The sequence below is a fragment of the Bacillus aerolatus genome (assembly GCF_009183655.1).
Classification (GTDB): Bacteria; Bacillota; Bacilli; order Bacillales; family Domibacillaceae; genus Pseudobacillus; species Pseudobacillus aerolatus.
The window spans coordinates 181,433-197,980 of the sequence record NZ_WEIO01000002.1 but is presented as its reverse complement, the minus strand read 5'-3'; the positions used below and the strand labels follow the sequence as shown (position 1 = coordinate 197,980).

Below are 16,548 nucleotides of genomic sequence, written 5' to 3'. Positions count from 1 at the left end.
CTAAAAGTGAAGAAAAGGAAGACAGCCTATGTCATTTGACGGTTTATTTACGAGAGCAATCACAAAAGAGTTATCCGAGGCACTTCAAGGCGGCCGGGTGAACAAAATTCACCAGCCATATAAAAATGAAACCATTTTAATCATCCGGTCAAAAGGAAAAAATCATAAGCTTTTGCTTTCAGCGCACCCTTCCTATGCAAGAGTTCAACTGACAGAAGAACCTTACGAGAACCCAAAAGAACCCCCGCTCTTTTGTACGATGATGCGCAAACATTTAGAAGGGGCTATCGTGGAATCGATTGAACAAGCAGGACTTGACCGATTAATGATTTTCCACTTTAAAGGGAAAAATGAAATTGGCGATGTTGCCTATAAACAGCTTTATGTCGAGATTATGGGCCGACACAGCAACATTGTGCTCGTCGATCAGCAAAAAGGAACGATCATTGATAGCATTAAACATATATCAGCGGCGGTAAACAGCTACCGGACTGTGCTTCCCGGCTATGATTATGTCTTTCCCCCCGCTCAGGACAAAGCGGATCCTCTGGCAGCCGACCAGCTGGATATCCTCCGGAAAGTGGACTTTAACAGCGGCCGCATTGATCGCCAGCTCGTGTCTGGATTTGCTGGTTTATCTCCACTTATCGCGAAAGAAATTGTTTTTCAAAGCGGCATGGTCAATCGTGAAACGCTTCCGGCTGCTTTTATAGGCGAGATGAACCCGATTCGGCAGCATGAATATACACCTGTTCTCATTGAACATGAACAAAAGTCGGCTTTTTATTTAAAAGACTTGCAGCATTTGCCAGGCGAACGAAAAACCTTTCAATCGTTAAGCGAACTGCTGGACCGATTTTATGTAGGCAAAGCGACCCGCGACAGAGTGAGGCAGCAGGCGAATGATGTAGAACGTTTAATAAAAAATGAAAAAGAAAAAAACGAAGCGAAGCTAATCAAGCTTGAACAAACGTTAAAGGAAGCAGAAAGTGCAGATCGTTTTCAATTGTACGGAGAGTTATTAACCGCTCATCTGTATGCAGTTGAAAAAGGGATGGAAGAAATCGAAGTAGTGAATTATTATGATGAAACTGGCGGAAAAATAAAGATCCCTTTGGATCCGCAAAAAACACCGGCAGAAAATGCGCAAAAATTGTTTTCTAAATATCAAAAAGCGAAAAATGCTATTTTGGCGGTTAATGGGCAAATTAACAGCACGAAAGAAGAAATGACTTATTTTGAACATCTCCTGCAACAAATTGAATCTGCTTCACCGAAAGATATCGAAGGAATCCGCGAAGAACTTTTAGAAGAAGGTTATATAAAAGCGAAATCTTCCAAGAAAAAAAAGCCGGCAAACAGCAAACCAGAACTAGAAAGGTACGAAGCGAGCGATGGCACCTTTATTTTCGTCGGTAAGAACAATAAGCAAAATGACTATTTAACGAATAAATTCGCCCGCCGGGATGAAATTTGGCTGCACACGAAGGATATTCCCGGTTCTCACGTTGTCATTCGCAGTGAAGAACCAGTGGAAGAGACGATTCTCGAAGCCGCCAACTTAGCCGCATACTTTAGCAAAGCTAAATCATCCGGATCTGTCCCGGTCGACTTTACGAAAGTACGGCACGTAAAGAAACCAAATGGCGCCAAACCTGGCTTTGTCATTTACGACAACCAACAAACCGTTTATGTAACGCCAAATGAAGACCTCGTACTGAAATTAAAAAAATAACAAAGGGGGCGGCCCCTTTGTTATTTTTTATTTCCATTCCGCAGGGTTTTCCTGCCATTTGCGAAGCGTTTCAAGTTCACTTTCTTTTACATATTCCTTTTCTGCGGCTACTTCAATTAAGGAGGAATAGTTACTTAAACTGTGAGCAGAAATTTCTACGGCTGAAAGTTTTTCTTTTGCCGCTTCCAGCTCGTATGTAAAGATGGCGACGATGCCGAGCACTTCACAGCCGGCCTCGCGGAGAGCTTCCACTGCTTTAATGGCGCTTCCTCCTGTGGAAATCAAATCTTCCACGACCACTACTTTTGTTCCCGGTGCTGCTTTTCCTTCAATTTGATTGCCTTTGCCGTGTTCTTTTGCTTTGGAACGAACATAGCACATTGGAAGATCCGTTAAATCACTTACCCAGGCAGCATGAGGAATGCCGGCTGTAGCAGTGCCTGCGATCAGCTCCGCTTCCGGATAATGTTCTTCAATTAAAGACTGGAGTCCCTTGGCGATCGTTTTTCTCGTTTCAGGGTAAGACAGCGTCAACCGATTATCGCAATAAATCGGTGATTTAATTCCCGACGACCATGTAAATGGCTCATTCGGCTGTAAAAATACAGCTTTAATTTCCAATAATTTTCCGGCAATTTTTTTATTTAACATGCTCTATCTCTCCCCATTGCTGCTTTACTTTTTGATAAGCTTCGAGCAGGCTGCCCGCTTTCGTAATCGAACGGCCGACAACAATCATCGACGAGCCGAGCTTTTTTGCGAGCATAGGATCGGCCACCCGCTTCTGATCATTAGCATCATCTTCTTTTAGGCGGATACCTGGCGTGACTTTTAGAAAATCAGTTCCGCATACTTCGCTGATTGCCGCCGCTTCATAAACAGAACAGACGACCCCGTCACCACCAGCGGCTTTCGTTAATTTCGCATAATGAAGCACGGATTCTTTAAGAGAAACCGCTATAAGCTGTTCGTTATGCATTTGTTCTTCAGAAGTGGAAGTTAGCTGTGTGACACCTAGAAGCAATGGTCTTTTTCCGGTTGTTCCTTGCTCTAGCCCTTCCCTGGCGGCCGATACCATTTTTTGTCCTCCGGCAGCATGCACGTTGATCATATCGACTCCAAGCCCGGCAAGCCCCTTCATCGCCTGCTGTACTGTATTTGGAATATCATGAAGCTTTAAATCTAAAAAAATGCGGTGGTTCATTTTTTTTAATTTCTCAATAATGAAAGGGCCATTTTGCAAATAAAGTTCCATTCCTACTTTGACATATAACGATTCTGCAGAGAAAGGCTGCAAAAACCGTTCAGTTTCTTCCCACGTGGGAAAATCAAGAGCAATGATAGGTTCTTTTTCCATCTTTGTTCCAGCTCCTTCCCGTCAAGTCGCTTATATGGTCAATGTTATGTTCTATCAAGTAAGCATCAAGCTCTTCAATCAGTTCAGGACAAATGAACGGATTAGCGAAGTTAGCCGTTCCTACAGCTACCGCACTAGCACCAGCCATGTAAAATTCGAGAATGTCTTCCACTGTTGAAATTCCGCCCATTCCGATGATCGGAAGAGTTGTTTGCTGACTTACTTCATAGATCATCCGAATCGCGACAGGCTTGATAGCCGGCCCGGATAATCCGCCCGTCCGGTTAGCCAAAATCGGCTTTCCTGTTTTTAAATCGATCCGCATGCCGAGCAGCGTATTGATCATTGTTAACCCGTCCGCGCCGCCGTCTTCTACTGCTTTCGCCATTTCCACAATATTTGATACGTTCGGGGAAAGCTTGACGTAGACCGGTACATCAGATACTTCTTTCACTTTTTTCGTCAAATGTTTAGCTGTTTCCGGCACTGTTCCAAAAGCAATCCCGCCTGTTTTCACATTTGGGCAAGAAATATTTAACTCAAGCGCTTGAACATACTCTGATTTGGAAATGGTGCGCGCCACTTCAACATAGTCTTCCACTTGTGAACCGGCTACGTTAGCGATAATTGGCACATCAAATTGAGAAAGCCACGGAATTTCATTTCCCACTACTTTTTCAAGCCCCGGATTTTGCAGGCCGATGGCGTTCAGCATACCACCCGGTGTCTCCGCTACCCGCGGAGTTGGATTGCCAAAACGCGGCTCTTCTGTCGTCGCTTTGATCATAATCGCTCCAAGCACACTTAAATCGTAAAGTCCGCTGAATTCGCGGCCGAAACCAAAGCAGCCTGATGCAGGCATAATTGGATTTTTCAGCGTTAATCCAGGCAGTTTCGTTTGTAATCTGCTCATAAAGCCACCTCTCCAATCGGGAATACTGGTCCGTCACTGCAAACTTTGCGGTATTCTGTTCCTGTCGGATCGTTTTGCGTGTGGCAAACACAGGCGAAACAAGCCCCGATGCCGCATCCCATTCGCTCTTCCAGTGAAATAAACCCTTTTTTCGTTAGATGCAGTCCTTCCAGTGCTTTCAGCATGGATACCGGGCCGCATGAGTATAATATATCTGCCTGCAAGTTATATTGGTGAATTGCATCTGTCACAAAACCTTTTGTGCCAAGGGTACCATCAACAGTTGCTGCATACGTTTCTCCAAGCTCTGAAAATTTCTCCATATAAAAAGCCACATTTGCTGATTGAAAGCCTAACACATGGATTGTTTTCACGCCGCGCTCATTTAGCCGTTTAGATAGTTCGTACAGCGGCGGAACACCGATGCCCCCACCGACTAAAATCGCTGTCTCTCCAGGCTGAGCTTCTTCAATTGGAAACCCATTTCCAAGGGGTCCGAGGACATCAACAGTATCTCCCGCTTTTTTTTCAGCGAGTAGTTTCGTTCCTTCGCCTTCTGCGCGGTAAATCATCGTAAAGCGGGAATTTGCTTGATCGATGCTGGCAATACTGATCGGCCGGCGGAGCAGTGGCATCATTTGCCCATTTACTTTAAGATGAACGAACCGGCCCGGTTCGTTCATCTCCTGCACGAGCTCACCTTCGAGAGTGAGCTCATATATATTTTTTGCAATGCTTTTTTGGGAAAGAACGGTCATCCATTCTTTTTTGATCATGAAAGCACCGCCTCGACTTCAGTTGAAATTTCTGGCTTAGGCATCGCTTCTGCTGAGAAGATCATTGATTCCAAGACGCGCAGGATCGCTTCTGCCGTATCGAGTGAAGTTAAGCCCGGGATGCCGTTTTCTACCGTCTCACGGCGGATTCGGAAGCCGTCACGGGCAGGCTGTTTACCTCTTGTTAATGTGTTGATGACAAATTGGGCTTCTCCTGAGCGAATTGTATCCAGAATGTCGGGACCTTTTGCTCCGATTTTGGCTACAGTCTCTGCAGGCACGCCAGCCTCCCTTAAATATTGGGCTGTTCCGTGTGTAGCCATCAGTTTATAGCCGATGTTATGAAATCTTTTTGCAAGTACCAGCGCCTCTTCTTTATCTTTATCGGCAACAGTCATTAACACCGCACCTTTTGTTGGAATTTTCATCCCTGCAGCTACGAGCCCTTTATAAAGAGCTTTTTCAAGTGTCGTATCTTTGCCCATGACTTCACCTGTTGATTTCATTTCAGGTCCAAGTGTCGTATCTACACGGCGCAATTTGGCGAAGGAGAATACTGGTACTTTAACGAATACGCCGGCTTCTTCTTTTGCCAATCCAGTGCTGTAGCCCTGGCTTTTCAATGAATGGCCGAGAATCGCTTTCGTTGCCACATTGGCCATTGGAATGTTCGTTATTTTACTTAAGAAAGGAACCGTACGGCTGGAGCGCGGATTCACTTCAAGGACAAATACCTCGCCTTTGGACACGACGTATTGAATGTTCAGCAGCCCGACGATGTTTAACCCTTTTGCCAGCTTGATCGTATAGTCGATGATTTTATCTTTTTGTTCTTTTGTAAGCTGTTGTGGCGGATAGACGGCAATGGAATCACCTGAGTGGACGCCAGCCCGCTCAATATGTTCCATAATTCCTGGAATAACCACGTCTGTACCATCGGAGATCGCGTCTACTTCAATTTCTTTTCCTGTTAAATAACGGTCAATTAATACTGGGTGTTCCGGATTAACTTTCACGGCATTTTCCATGTAATGAAGCAATTCAGCTTCTTTATACACAATCTCCATCGCCCGGCCGCCAAGTACGTAAGACGGGCGGACAAGAACAGGGTAGCCGATCTCTTCAGCAATTTTTACAGCCGCCTCAACAGAGAATGCCGTTTTTCCAAGCGGCTGCGGAACGTCGAGTGACTGAAGTGTTTGCTCAAATTTGTCGCGATTTTCCGCACGGTCAAGATCTTCGACAGTTGTGCCTAAAATCTTCACACCATGGTTTACTAATTTTTCTGCGAGGTTGATGGCCGTTTGTCCGCCGAATTGAACGACGACGCCTTCCGGTTTTTCCAAGTCAATGATGTGCATGACATCTTCAATAGTTAACGGTTCAAAATACAGTTTGTCAGATATACTGAAGTCCGTGGAAACAGTTTCCGGATTGTTATTGACGATAATAGCTTCATATCCCGCTTCTTTAATTGCCCAGACAGAGTGAACAGTTGCATAATCAAACTCCACTCCTTGACCAATGCGGATCGGGCCGGAACCGAGCACAACTACTTTTTTGCGGTCTGTGACAACGGATTCGTTCTCCTCTTCATATGTTCCGTAATAATAAGGAGTAGCCGATTCAAACTCAGCGGCACATGTATCCACCATTTTATAAACAGGGATTAAGCCGGTTGCTTTGCGCCAGTCATACACTTCTTTTTCTGTCGTTCCCCAAAGCTCGGCGATTGTGCAGTCGGCAAATCCCATTTCTTTTGCTGTTTTAGCCGTTTCTGCATCGAATGGATGGGCAGCTACTTCTTTTTCAAACTCCACAATATTTGAGAATTTCTTCAGGAAGAAAAGATCGATCTGGCACCATTCATTGATTGTTTCAATAGTAATGCCGCGGCGCAACGCTTCGCCGATATAGAAAAGACGTTCATCCCCTGCTTTTCTGATGCGTTTTTCAATGAAAGAGTCGGCCATTTCTTTAATTTCATCCAGTCCTAAATGGTACACACCGCTTTCGAGAGAACGGACAGCTTTCAGCATAGATTCTTCCAGTGTCCGGCCGATCGCCATCACTTCGCCTGTTGCTTTCATTTGCGTACCGAGCGTGCGGTTCGCTGATTCAAACTTATCAAACGGCCATCTCGGTATTTTCGAAACAACGTAGTCAAGCGTCGGTTCAAAGCAGGCATACGTTTTCCCTGTCACCGGGTTTTTCATTTCATCAAGTGTTAAACCGACAGCAATTTTCGCTGCGAGTTTTGCAATTGGATAGCCCGTTGCTTTCGAAGCTAGCGCCGATGACCGGCTGACACGCGGGTTCACTTCAATGATGTAATATTGGAAGCTGTACGGATCGAGCGCGAGCTGGACGTTACATCCGCCTTCTATACCGAGCGCACGGATAATTTTTAAAGAAGTGTTGCGCAACATTTGATACTCACGGTCGCTTAACGTCTGGCTTGGAGCGACAACGATTGAATCACCTGTATGAACGCCCACCGGGTCGATGTTTTCCATATTACAAACAACGATCGCATTGTCATTGGAATCACGCATCACTTCATATTCGATCTCTTTAAAGCCGGCAATGCTTTTCTCGAGTAAGCATTGCGTGACCGGGCTGTGCTTCAGCCCGCTTTTTACAATTTCGATCAGTTCTGCTTCATTCGTACAAATTCCACCGCCGGTACCGCCGAGCGTATAGGCCGGACGAACGATGACGGGATAGCCAATTTTTTCAACAAACGCAAATGCTTCTTCAAGTGTATGAATGATTTCACTTTCTGGTACCGGCTCATTCAATTCATTCATTAGCTGACGGAATAAGTCACGGTCTTCGGCTTGTTCAATGGCAGACAATTTCGTTCCTAGAACTTTCACGCTGTACTCTTCAAGAACACCTGCTTTTGCCAGCTCCACAGCCATATTTAAGCCTGTTTGTCCGCCGAGCGTCGGCAGAACAGCATCCGGGCGCTCTTTTTGAATAATCCGGCTAACAAACTCCAATGTGATCGGTTCGATATAAACAGCATCGGCGATTTCCGTATCGGTCATAATTGTCGCGGGATTGGAGTTGACAAGAATAACACGGTAGCCCTCTTCTTTTAAAGCTAAGCAAGCTTGCGTTCCTGCATAATCGAATTCTGCTGCCTGGCCGATCACGATCGGGCCAGAACCTATTACTAGTATGCTTTGAATATCTGTACGTTTAGGCATTTTGAAGCTCCTTTCCAGCGTGTTCTTTCATCATGTTGATAAAGCGGTCAAATAAATGGTTGTCATCTTCCGGCCCTGGTGATGCTTCCGGATGGTATTGAACCGAGAAAGCCGGATACGTTCTATGGGCAAGCCCTTCAATCGTTCCATCATTCAGCGCTACATGTGTTACCTTTAACCCTGTATTTTCAAGTGTTTTTTCATCTACTGCATAGCCATGGTTTTGAGAAGTCAGCGCCGTTTTTCCTGTCGCCAATTCTTTAACAGGATGGTTCGAGCCACGGTGTCCGAATTTTAGTTTAAATGTATCCGCTCCTGAAGCAAGAGCAAACAGCTGGTGGCCAAGACAGATGCCGAAGATGGGCACCTGGCCGATTAAATTTTTTACCGTTTCAACCGCATGAGGCACATCTTTTGGATCTCCCGGTCCGTTCGTCAGCATAATGCCGTCCGGATTGAATTGCAGAATTTCTTCGGCTGTTGTATCGTGCGGTACGACGATAACATCACAATCGCGATTGTTCAGCTCGCGCAAAATGCCGTGCTTCATGCCAAAATCCATCAATACGACACGATATCCGCGCCCCGGATTCGGGTAAGCAGATTTAGTTGAAACTTGATCGACCTGGTCTGTTGGAAGAACAGCCGCCTGCAGGCGGTGAATCACTTCTTCTGGTTTTTCATCGATAGAAACGATAGCGCCTTTTAACGTTCCGTGCTGGCGGATGATTCTTGTCAGCTTTCTCGTATCGACACCACAAATGGCAGGAATCTGTTTCATTTTCAAAAACTCGTCAAGTGACATTTCACTGCGAAAGTTTGACGGATAATCCGCTGCTTCTTTTACGATTAATCCTTTCACAGCAGGCTGGATCGTTTCAAAGTCATCACGATTGATGCCGTAATTGCCGACTAGAGGATAAGTGAAAGTTACGACTTGGCCGCAGTAAGATGGGTCAGACAGTACTTCTTGATAGCCGGTCATCCCTGTTGTAAATACAATTTCTCCGATTGTATCTTTTTCACTGCCAAACCCTTTGCCGATAAAAATCGTTCCATCTTCTAATATCAGTTGTTTTTTCATGCCTGCACCTTTCCTTCCTGCCATACGAGTTTACCTTCTGAGAATGTAGCTGTCGGCCAACCGCTGCACGTCCAGCCCGCAAATGGTGTGTTTTTCCCTTTTGAATAAAACTTCTCAGGATTAATTTCTTTTTCGGTTTGCAAATCAATTAAAGCAATGTCTGCAATCGCGCCAGTTTCAAGTTTTCCGTACGGCAGCCCGAATGCTTCTGCCGGTTTAATCGTCATCCAATCTACAAGCTGATTCAGTGTAATTAACTCTTTTTTCACGAGATGTGTATATAAAAGCGGAAATGCGGTTTCCAATCCGACAATGCCGAATGGAGCTTTTTGCATGCCGGCTGCTTTTTCTTCGGCTGTGTGCGGCGCATGATCAGTCGCGATAAAATCAATCGTTCCGTCAAGCAATCCTTCAATCAGCGCTTCTTGATCTTTTCTTCCGCGCAGCGGCGGATTCATTTTAAAGTTCGTGTCCGTACCCGGTATGTCTTCGTCACAAAGCAATAAATGATGCGGTGTAACTTCAGCAGTTACTCGAATGCCTGCTTTCTTCGCATCCCGGACCGACCGGACTGAACCTTCTGTACTGATATGGCAAACGTGATAGTGGCAGCCTGCTGCTTCAGCAATCAGTACATCTCTTGCAATATGTACAGATTCACAAATGGAGGGGATGCCGGGTATTTCATTTTTCGCTGCGTAATCTCCGTCGTGAACCGCTCCTCCATAAATAAGCGAGTTATCTTCACAGTGGGCAACAACGGCTGCGTCAACGGCTGCCGCCTGCTTCATCGCCTCATACATCATGCCCGCCTGCTGGATGCCGACACCGTCATCTGTAAATGCGAAAGCACCGGTTTCTTTCAAGCTCGCAAAATCCGTCAATTCTTTCCCTGCTTCTCTGATCGTAATCGAAGCGTACGGAAGCACTCGGACATGAGCTGTTTCTTCAATGCGTGCATTTAATGAAGTTAAGTTTTCCACAGTGTCCGGCACAGGGCGTGTGTTCGGCATCGCTGCAATCGTTGTAAATCCGCCCGCTGCAGCGGCCAGTGTACCTGTTTCAATCGTTTCCTTATGTTCGCCGCCCGGTTCGCGCAAATGAACGTGCAAGTCAATTAATCCTGGAACGATAAGCTGCCCATCCGCGTCCAGAATATTTTCCTCGTTCGCTGTCAAGTGCTCTCCTATTTCCGCAATTTTCGTTCCTTGTATACGAATATCCTGTTTTTTCAATTCACCGTTTTCAGCAAGAATATTGCCATTTTTGATTAGCCAGTTCATTTGTTAATCTCCCTTCAAGCACTTGTTTTAAAACAGCCATTCTGACAAACACACCGTTTTCCATTTGTTTAAAAATGCGTGACCGCCCGCACTCCACTAGGCATCCTGCTATCTCCACATCCCGGTTCACTGGAGCCGGATGCATAATGATGCTTCCCTTTTTCATTAGCCTTTCTCGTTCCACTGTTAAGCCATACATTTGATGGTATTGTTCTTTCGACACAGCCGTCCCGCTTCCATGGCGTTCGTGCTGGATGCGAAGAAGCATTAAGACGTCCACTTCTTCAACGAGCTCATCTAAATTAGCAAAGTCTCCCGCCGCTAAATATTCATCTGCAAACCACTCAGGCGGTCCTGAAAAACGGACATCCGCTCCGAGTTTGCGAAGGGCTTCCGCGTTCGAGCGCGCCACCCGGCTGTGACGGATGTCGCCGACAATTCCGACTTTTAAGCCTTCAAACCGGCCGAACTCCTGCTGGATGGTAAATAAGTCGAGCAGACATTGTGTTGGATGCTGTCCGCAGCCGTCACCTGCATTGATCACAGGAATGTTTACTTTATTAATAAGCTGCTCATAATATTTATCTTCTTCATGGCGGATGACGATGGCGTTTACACCGATCGATTCAAGCGTTCGAACCGTGTCATACAACGTCTCCCCTTTTAAAACACTGGAGCTGCCTGTTTCAAACGGGATGACTTCCAATCCTAATTTTCGTTCAGCTACCTCAAAGCTTGTTTTCGTACGCGTGCTTGCTTCAAAAAATAAATTGGCCACAAATGTTTGCTTGCCAGCATGCCAGCTTTCTCCTTGAGCAAACTTTTTTGCCTGCATTAATATTAACAGAATTTCATCTTTATTCATATCTTTAATTGAAACTAAATTTTGCATCATCGTTTTCCCGCCTCCATTTTCATAAAAAAAACACCCATTTTTCCCAAGGGTGTTTAGTTCTAGACAAGGTTTTGGCAGGAAAGCCGCGACTAATTGTCCAACACCCTTAAATGCTTCTCTGAACATTTTTAAAAGGTACGTATGAAATTATGCATGTTTATAAATAAGTAGTGTATAGATTATACATTCACAAAGCCGATATTCTTCTTCGCTTATCTCTCTGGACAGCTATTAAAGAGCGCTCGTTCTATTCATGAATGGTTACCCGGTCCATCGCATCTACTTCTTGCAGGGCGACTACAATTCGTTCACTGCTGGCCGATGGTATGTTTTTTCCAATGTAATCTGCACGGATCGGCAGCTCGCGGTGGCCGCGGTCCACTAATGCAGCCATTTGAATATGTGACGGCCGGCCGATGTCCATTACTGCATCCATAGCGGCCCTAACCGTTCTGCCGGTAAACAGCACGTCATCTACGAGAATGACGATCTTATTTGTTATATCAACCGGTATATCCGACCCCTTTACTTCTGGATCGCTGTTTTCTGTTTTAACAGACAAGTCATCTCTGTACAGGGTAATATCGAGGTCACCGACCGGTATGTCCTGCCCTTCTATTTGTTTAATACGTTCCGCCAGCCTTTTCGCCAAGTAAATTCCTCTTGTTTTAATACCGACGAGTACGCAATTTTCTATGCCTTTGTTCTTTTCGAGTATTTCGTGAGCGATCCTCGTTAACGCCCGGCGTATCGCCTGCTCATCCATGACTGTTGCTTTTTCCATCTAATCACCTCTTAGCCTTAATCATAAAAAAAGCCCTCCCGCCGTGTGGACGAGAGGACAGATGTAGCGACATACAGATAAAAAAGACAGTCTTTTCCTGTATATCATCCGCTACCTTGCCAGCCTCACGGGACTGTGTTTAAAGGTCTTATTCAACTGTTTCAAGCTTACTGCAACACTCACTGATTGTCAATTGTTTTTCGACAATAACTTTAAAAGTTGTTGAAGTCCTTCAGGCAGCGGCGCTTCAAACTCCATATATTCATCTGTACGCGGATGAACAAAACCAAGCACGCCCGCATGCAGCGCTTGACCTTCAATATCCAGTGTTTTTTTTGGCCCGTACTTCGGATCACCGGCAAGCGGGTAGCCGATATATTTCATGTGTACCCTGATTTGATGGGTTCGGCCCGTTTCAAGCACACATTCAACAAACGTGAAGTCTTTGAACCGTTCAATCACTTGAAAGTGAGTGACGGCATGCTTTCCGCCATCGACAACAGCCATACTTTGACGGTCTTTTTGATCGCGTCCGATCGGCGCATCTATCGTCCCGTAATCATGCGGAATGATTCCGTGAACAATCGCTTTGTATTTTCTCGTTACGGATTTGTCTACGAGCTGTTGAACAAGCTTTTCATGAGCCATGTCATTTTTCGCTACCATCAACAGTCCGGATGTGTCTTTATCGATCCGGTGGACGATTCCCGGACGCATCACTCCGTTTATGCCGGATAAATCTTTGCAGTGAGCCATTAATCCATTGACAAGCGTGCCGGATAAATGCCCCGGAGCAGGATGGACAACCATCCCGCGCGGCTTGTTAACGACAAGCACATCTTTATCTTCAAAATAAATATCGAGACCTAAGTCTTCCGCTTCAATGTCAAGCGGCTCTGGTTCGGGAATTTCTATGAACAGCTGATCTCCCGGCATGCATTTATAATTGGACTTGATGGCTTTGTCATTCACTTTAACTAACCCTGCTCTTATCCACTCTTGCACTTGTGTGCGCGACCATTCTTCATTTAGTCCAGCCGCCACTTTGTCTATTCGCGCATTTTTCTCATCTTCACCGACGATATGCTCGATTTTATCCATTCAATTTCCTCTTTTCTTTTCTGTCTTCGATAAACATCGCTATAATCAACAAAATGACTCCGATGGTAAGAGCCGCATCAGCAATATTAAATATCGGAAAGTCGTAGCTGAAAATATACGTATTGAAAAAGTCGACGACTTCTTTTCGGAAGACACGGTCAATAAAGTTGCCTATCGCGCCTCCCAGCAAAAAGCCGAGTGCGCTTTTCATGAGCGGTTTATTTTTCGCTTCTGTCTGCATATAATAAACAATTCCCGCCGCTACTACAACTGTAATGATATAAAACAGCCATAACTGTCCTTCGAGCATGCCCCAGGCAGCTCCTCGGTTACGGTGAGAAGTGATGTAGAAAAAGTCTTTAATCACTTCCACACTTTCTCCGATTTCCATATTTTTTACGATCAGCCACTTTGTCCACTGGTCCAGTAAAACCACCAATAGTGCCACCAAATAGTACAAAGGAATTCCTCCATTCCTGCACGTTTCCTCTTATCCATTAAAAAAGCTGTCCCGCAGCAGCGTGTCCGTTCCCGATAATTATTCCAATAGGCATAATTTATCAGAACGGACACCTGCAGGACAACCTCCAATTAAAACCGGTCATTCCGGCTGGCTTACATTTCCCCGTTACACCTCAGTATAATGCTCTGAGACAACTTGAGCACAGCGAGGGCACAGCGTCGGATGGGCTGAATCCGCTCCGACTTCAGTGGAAACAATCCAGCAGCGTTCGCATGTTTCCCCAACTGCTTTTTCAACAACGACAGATACATGATCAAACTTCAAAGCTTGGTCCGGTGCTTCTGCTGTTGATCCTCCCCGTTCAAACCCTGAAACGATAAGCAGTTGTTTCATATCTTCATGAATCGAATCTAGCAAAGCTTTCGTTTCTTCATCTGTATATAAAGTGACTTTCGCTGTTAATGACTTTCCAATCACTTTTTCATTACGTGCTTCTTCAAGCGCTTTTAATACATCATCGCGAAGATTCATAAATTTCGTCCATTTTTCCGTCAACTCAGCTGCGCCGGCAAGTTCTTTCCATTCCGGCATATCTGTTAACTGTACGCTTTCTTCATCAGCATCTGGCACATACGCCCAAACTTCATCTGTCGTATGTGATAAAATCGGCGAAAGCAGTTTTGTTAAAGCAAGCAGCGTTTCGTACAGGACCGTTTGAATCGCCCGACGGTCCTGATGGTTTTCCGGTTCAATGTATAAAATATCTTTCGCAAAATCGAGGTAGAAAGAACTTAAATCGACTGTACAGAAATTGTTGACCGCATGATAAATCGCTGCGAACTCATAATTATCGTAATGATGATGCACTTCTTTAATGAGCTCATTAAGTTTGACGAGCATAAACTGATCTACTTCCCGAAGGTTTTCATAAGAAACGACATCTCTTTTCGGCTGGAAATCAGCGAGGTTACCGAGCAGGAAGCGGAACGTGTTGCGGATCTTTCGGTATACTTCCGCTACTTGTTTTAAAATTGCATCGGATACACGGACATCTGCCTGAAAGTCGACAGAAGCGACCCATAAACGCAAAATATCGGCACCAAGCTGCTTCATTACTTTAGACGGTACGACGACGTTGCCAAGTGATTTACTCATCTTGCGTCCTTCCCCATCAAGAGCAAAACCGTGGCTCAGCACGCCTTTGTAAGGAGCTTTACCAGTGACTGCCACACCAGTTGTTAATGAAGAATTAAACCAGCCGCGGTATTGATCGGAACCTTCGAGATAAAGGTCAGCCGGGCGCTGCAAGTCATCGCGCTCTTCAAGAACTGCCTGATGAGAAGAACCTGAATCAAACCAGACATCCATAATGTCTGTTTCTTTAGTAAATTGGCCGTTCGGGCTGCCTGGATGTGTAAAGCCTTCCGGCAGAAGGTCTTTCGCTTCTCTTTCAAACCAAACGTTTGATCCGTGCTTACGGAACAAGCTAGACACATGGGTGATTGTTTCATCTGTAATGATCGGCTCGTTATTTTCGGCATAAAATACCGGAATCGGCACACCCCATGCACGCTGGCGGGAAATGCACCAGTCTCCGCGGTCACGAACCATATTGAACAGACGCGTTTCTCCCCATGCCGGCACCCATTTTGTTTCTTTGACCGCTTCAAGCAGTTCATTGCGGAACTTATCGATGGACGCAAACCACTGCGCTGTTGCCCGGAAAATGACCGGTTTCTTCGTCCGCCAATCATGTGGGTACGAGTGAGTAAAAAACTCCAGTTTTAACAACGAGCCCGCTTCCCCCAACTTTTCTGTAATCGGTTTGTTCGCCTCGTCATAAAACAGTCCTTCAAAGCCAGGGGCTTCAGCTGTCATGACCCCGCGATCATTTACCGGACAAAGAACATCCAGTCCATATTTCTTGCCAATGATAAAGTCATCTTCCCCGTGGCCCGGTGCCGTATGGACACAGCCGGTACCTGAATCTGTCGTCACATGTTCTCCGAGCATGACGAGAGAATCGCGGTCGTACAGCGGATGCTTCGCTAAAATGTTCTCCAGCTCCGCTCCTTTTACTGTTTTCGCTGTCTCTTTCGATTCCCAGCCTAACTTTGCAGCTACTTCCTCGACTAAATCTTCCACCACTACGTATTTTTCTCCGTCTGCTTCAACGACGGTATATGTCAGCTCCGGATGCACAGCGATCCCAAGGTTGGCAGGAATAGTCCATGGCGTAGTCGTCCAGATGATGATTTTCGTGCCTTCTTCAAGCACTCCTTTGCCGTCTTTCACATCGAATGCGACATAAATAGACGGGGACCGCTTATCTTTATACTCAATTTCAGCCTCTGCAAGTGCTGATTCACTTGACGGGGACCAGTACACAGGGCGCAGCCCTTTGTAAATATAGCCTTTTTTAGCCATTTCGCCGAATACTTTAATTTGCTGTGCTTCGTATTCCGGCTTCAGCGTAATATATGGATTCTCCCAATCACCGCGGACGCCTAAATGCTTAAATTGCTCTTTTTGGTTTGCTACTTGTTCATATGCGTACTCTTCACACAACTTGCGGAACTCTGCAATTGTCATTTCTTTGCGCTTCACACCTTTGTTTGTCAGCGCCTGTTCAATCGGCAAACCGTGCGTATCCCAGCCGGGCACGTATGGGGCATGAAAGCCGCTCATTGATTTATAGCGGACGATGAAGTCTTTTAAAATTTTATTGAGCGCATGGCCCATATGAATGTCCCCATTAGCATACGGAGGGCCGTCATGCAGCACAAACATCGGCCGGCCTTTCGTACGCTCCTGTACTTTTTCGTAAATATTCATGTCGTTCCACTTTTCTTGCATAGCCGGTTCACGCTTTGGCAAGTTCCCCCGCATTGGAAATTCTGTTTTAGGCATTAATAATGTATCTTTATATTCCATGATTGATC

Annotated in this window: 13 protein-coding genes; 1 reads left to right on the top strand and 12 read right to left on the bottom strand. The window is 45.5% G+C overall.

Annotation, left to right across the window (positions count from 1 at the left end; translation table 11 throughout):
- Positions 1–28 precede the first annotated feature (28 nt).
- Entirely contained in the window at positions 29–1,735 is a 1,707-nt protein-coding gene (locus F9802_RS04595; protein ID WP_152149983.1) for an Rqc2 family fibronectin-binding protein, read from the top strand.
- 27 nt (positions 1,736–1,762) lie between these two features.
- Here the strand turns inward: F9802_RS04595 and pyrE are convergent, their stop codons facing one another.
- The 12 genes from pyrE to ileS all read right to left on the bottom strand — a co-directional run bounded on the left by pyrE (position 1,763) and on the right by ileS (position 16,540).
- Positions 1,763–2,386, bottom strand: a complete 624-nt coding sequence (gene pyrE, locus F9802_RS04590) for an orotate phosphoribosyltransferase (RefSeq protein ID WP_152149982.1) — start codon at positions 2,384–2,386, stop codon at positions 1,763–1,765.
- Positions 2,376–3,092, bottom strand: coding sequence for an orotidine-5'-phosphate decarboxylase (pyrF, locus tag F9802_RS04585; RefSeq protein WP_152149981.1), 717 nt, complete (start codon positions 3,090–3,092; stop codon positions 2,376–2,378). The genes pyrE and pyrF overlap by 11 nt, the downstream gene beginning before the upstream one ends.
- A complete protein-coding gene (locus F9802_RS04580) occupies positions 3,064–4,005 on the bottom strand; it encodes a dihydroorotate dehydrogenase (protein WP_152149980.1) in 942 nt (313 codons plus the stop codon). The genes pyrF and F9802_RS04580 overlap by 29 nt, the downstream gene beginning before the upstream one ends.
- Entirely contained in the window at positions 4,002–4,781 is a 780-nt protein-coding gene (locus F9802_RS04575; protein WP_152149979.1) for a dihydroorotate dehydrogenase electron transfer subunit, read from the bottom strand. The genes F9802_RS04580 and F9802_RS04575 overlap by 4 nt, the downstream gene beginning before the upstream one ends.
- The gene (carB, locus tag F9802_RS04570) at positions 4,778–7,996 is read right to left on the bottom strand and encodes a carbamoyl-phosphate synthase large subunit (protein WP_152149978.1); all 3,219 of its coding nucleotides are present in this window, start codon (positions 7,994–7,996) and stop codon (positions 4,778–4,780) included. Before carB ends, F9802_RS04575 begins: the two co-directional genes overlap by 4 nt.
- A complete protein-coding gene (locus tag F9802_RS04565) occupies positions 7,989–9,080 on the bottom strand; it encodes a carbamoyl phosphate synthase small subunit (protein WP_152150279.1) in 1,092 nt (363 codons plus the stop codon). The genes carB and F9802_RS04565 overlap by 8 nt, the downstream gene beginning before the upstream one ends.
- Positions 9,077–10,363, bottom strand: a complete 1,287-nt coding sequence (locus F9802_RS04560; protein ID WP_152149977.1) for a dihydroorotase — start codon at positions 10,361–10,363, stop codon at positions 9,077–9,079. The genes F9802_RS04565 and F9802_RS04560 overlap by 4 nt, the downstream gene beginning before the upstream one ends.
- Entirely contained in the window at positions 10,326–11,255 is a 930-nt protein-coding gene (locus F9802_RS04555; RefSeq protein WP_152150278.1) for an aspartate carbamoyltransferase catalytic subunit, read from the bottom strand. The genes F9802_RS04560 and F9802_RS04555 overlap by 38 nt, the downstream gene beginning before the upstream one ends.
- Before the next feature lie 250 nt (positions 11,256–11,505).
- A complete protein-coding gene (pyrR, locus tag F9802_RS04550) occupies positions 11,506–12,042 on the bottom strand; it encodes a bifunctional pyr operon transcriptional regulator/uracil phosphoribosyltransferase PyrR (RefSeq protein WP_152149976.1) in 537 nt (178 codons plus the stop codon).
- A 189-nt stretch (positions 12,043–12,231) separates the two neighbouring features.
- On the bottom strand, positions 12,232–13,143 hold the full coding sequence (locus F9802_RS04545; RefSeq protein ID WP_152149975.1) for an RluA family pseudouridine synthase: 912 nt from the start codon (positions 13,141–13,143) through the stop codon (positions 12,232–12,234).
- The gene (lspA, locus tag F9802_RS04540; RefSeq protein WP_152149974.1) at positions 13,136–13,603 is read right to left on the bottom strand and encodes a signal peptidase II; all 468 of its coding nucleotides are present in this window, start codon (positions 13,601–13,603) and stop codon (positions 13,136–13,138) included. Before lspA ends, F9802_RS04545 begins: the two co-directional genes overlap by 8 nt.
- Before the next feature lie 168 nt (positions 13,604–13,771).
- Complete coding sequence (gene ileS / locus F9802_RS04535) at positions 13,772–16,540, bottom strand: isoleucine--tRNA ligase (RefSeq protein ID WP_152149973.1); 2,769 nt, start codon at positions 16,538–16,540, stop codon at positions 13,772–13,774.
- Positions 16,541–16,548: the final 8 nt, after the last annotated feature.

Excerpts from the sequence above, each read along its gene's own strand:
- F9802_RS04565 (WP_152150279.1), bottom strand. The coding sequence starts at position 9,080 with ATGAAAAAACAACTGATATTAGAAGATGGAACGATTTTTATCGGCAAA.
- ileS (WP_152149973.1), bottom strand. The coding sequence starts at position 16,540 with ATGGAATATAAAGATACATTATTAATGCCTAAAACAGAATTTCCAATG.
- pyrR (WP_152149976.1), bottom strand. The coding sequence starts at position 12,042 with ATGGAAAAAGCAACAGTCATGGATGAGCAGGCGATACGCCGGGCGTTA.
- F9802_RS04560 (WP_152149977.1), bottom strand. The coding sequence starts at position 10,363 with ATGAACTGGCTAATCAAAAATGGCAATATTCTTGCTGAAAACGGTGAA.
- F9802_RS04595 (WP_152149983.1), top strand. The coding sequence starts at position 29 with ATGTCATTTGACGGTTTATTTACGAGAGCAATCACAAAAGAGTTATCC.
- F9802_RS04575 (WP_152149979.1), bottom strand. The coding sequence starts at position 4,781 with ATGATCAAAAAAGAATGGATGACCGTTCTTTCCCAAAAAAGCATTGCA.
- F9802_RS04555 (WP_152150278.1), bottom strand. The coding sequence starts at position 11,255 with ATGCAAAATTTAGTTTCAATTAAAGATATGAATAAAGATGAAATTCTG.
- F9802_RS04545 (WP_152149975.1), bottom strand. The coding sequence starts at position 13,143 with ATGGATAAAATCGAGCATATCGTCGGTGAAGATGAGAAAAATGCGCGA.
- pyrE (WP_152149982.1), bottom strand. The coding sequence starts at position 2,386 with ATGTTAAATAAAAAAATTGCCGGAAAATTATTGGAAATTAAAGCTGTA.
- pyrF (WP_152149981.1), bottom strand. The coding sequence starts at position 3,092 with ATGGAAAAAGAACCTATCATTGCTCTTGATTTTCCCACGTGGGAAGAA.
- carB (WP_152149978.1), bottom strand. The coding sequence starts at position 7,996 with ATGCCTAAACGTACAGATATTCAAAGCATACTAGTAATAGGTTCTGGC.
- F9802_RS04580 (WP_152149980.1), bottom strand. The coding sequence starts at position 4,005 with ATGAGCAGATTACAAACGAAACTGCCTGGATTAACGCTGAAAAATCCA.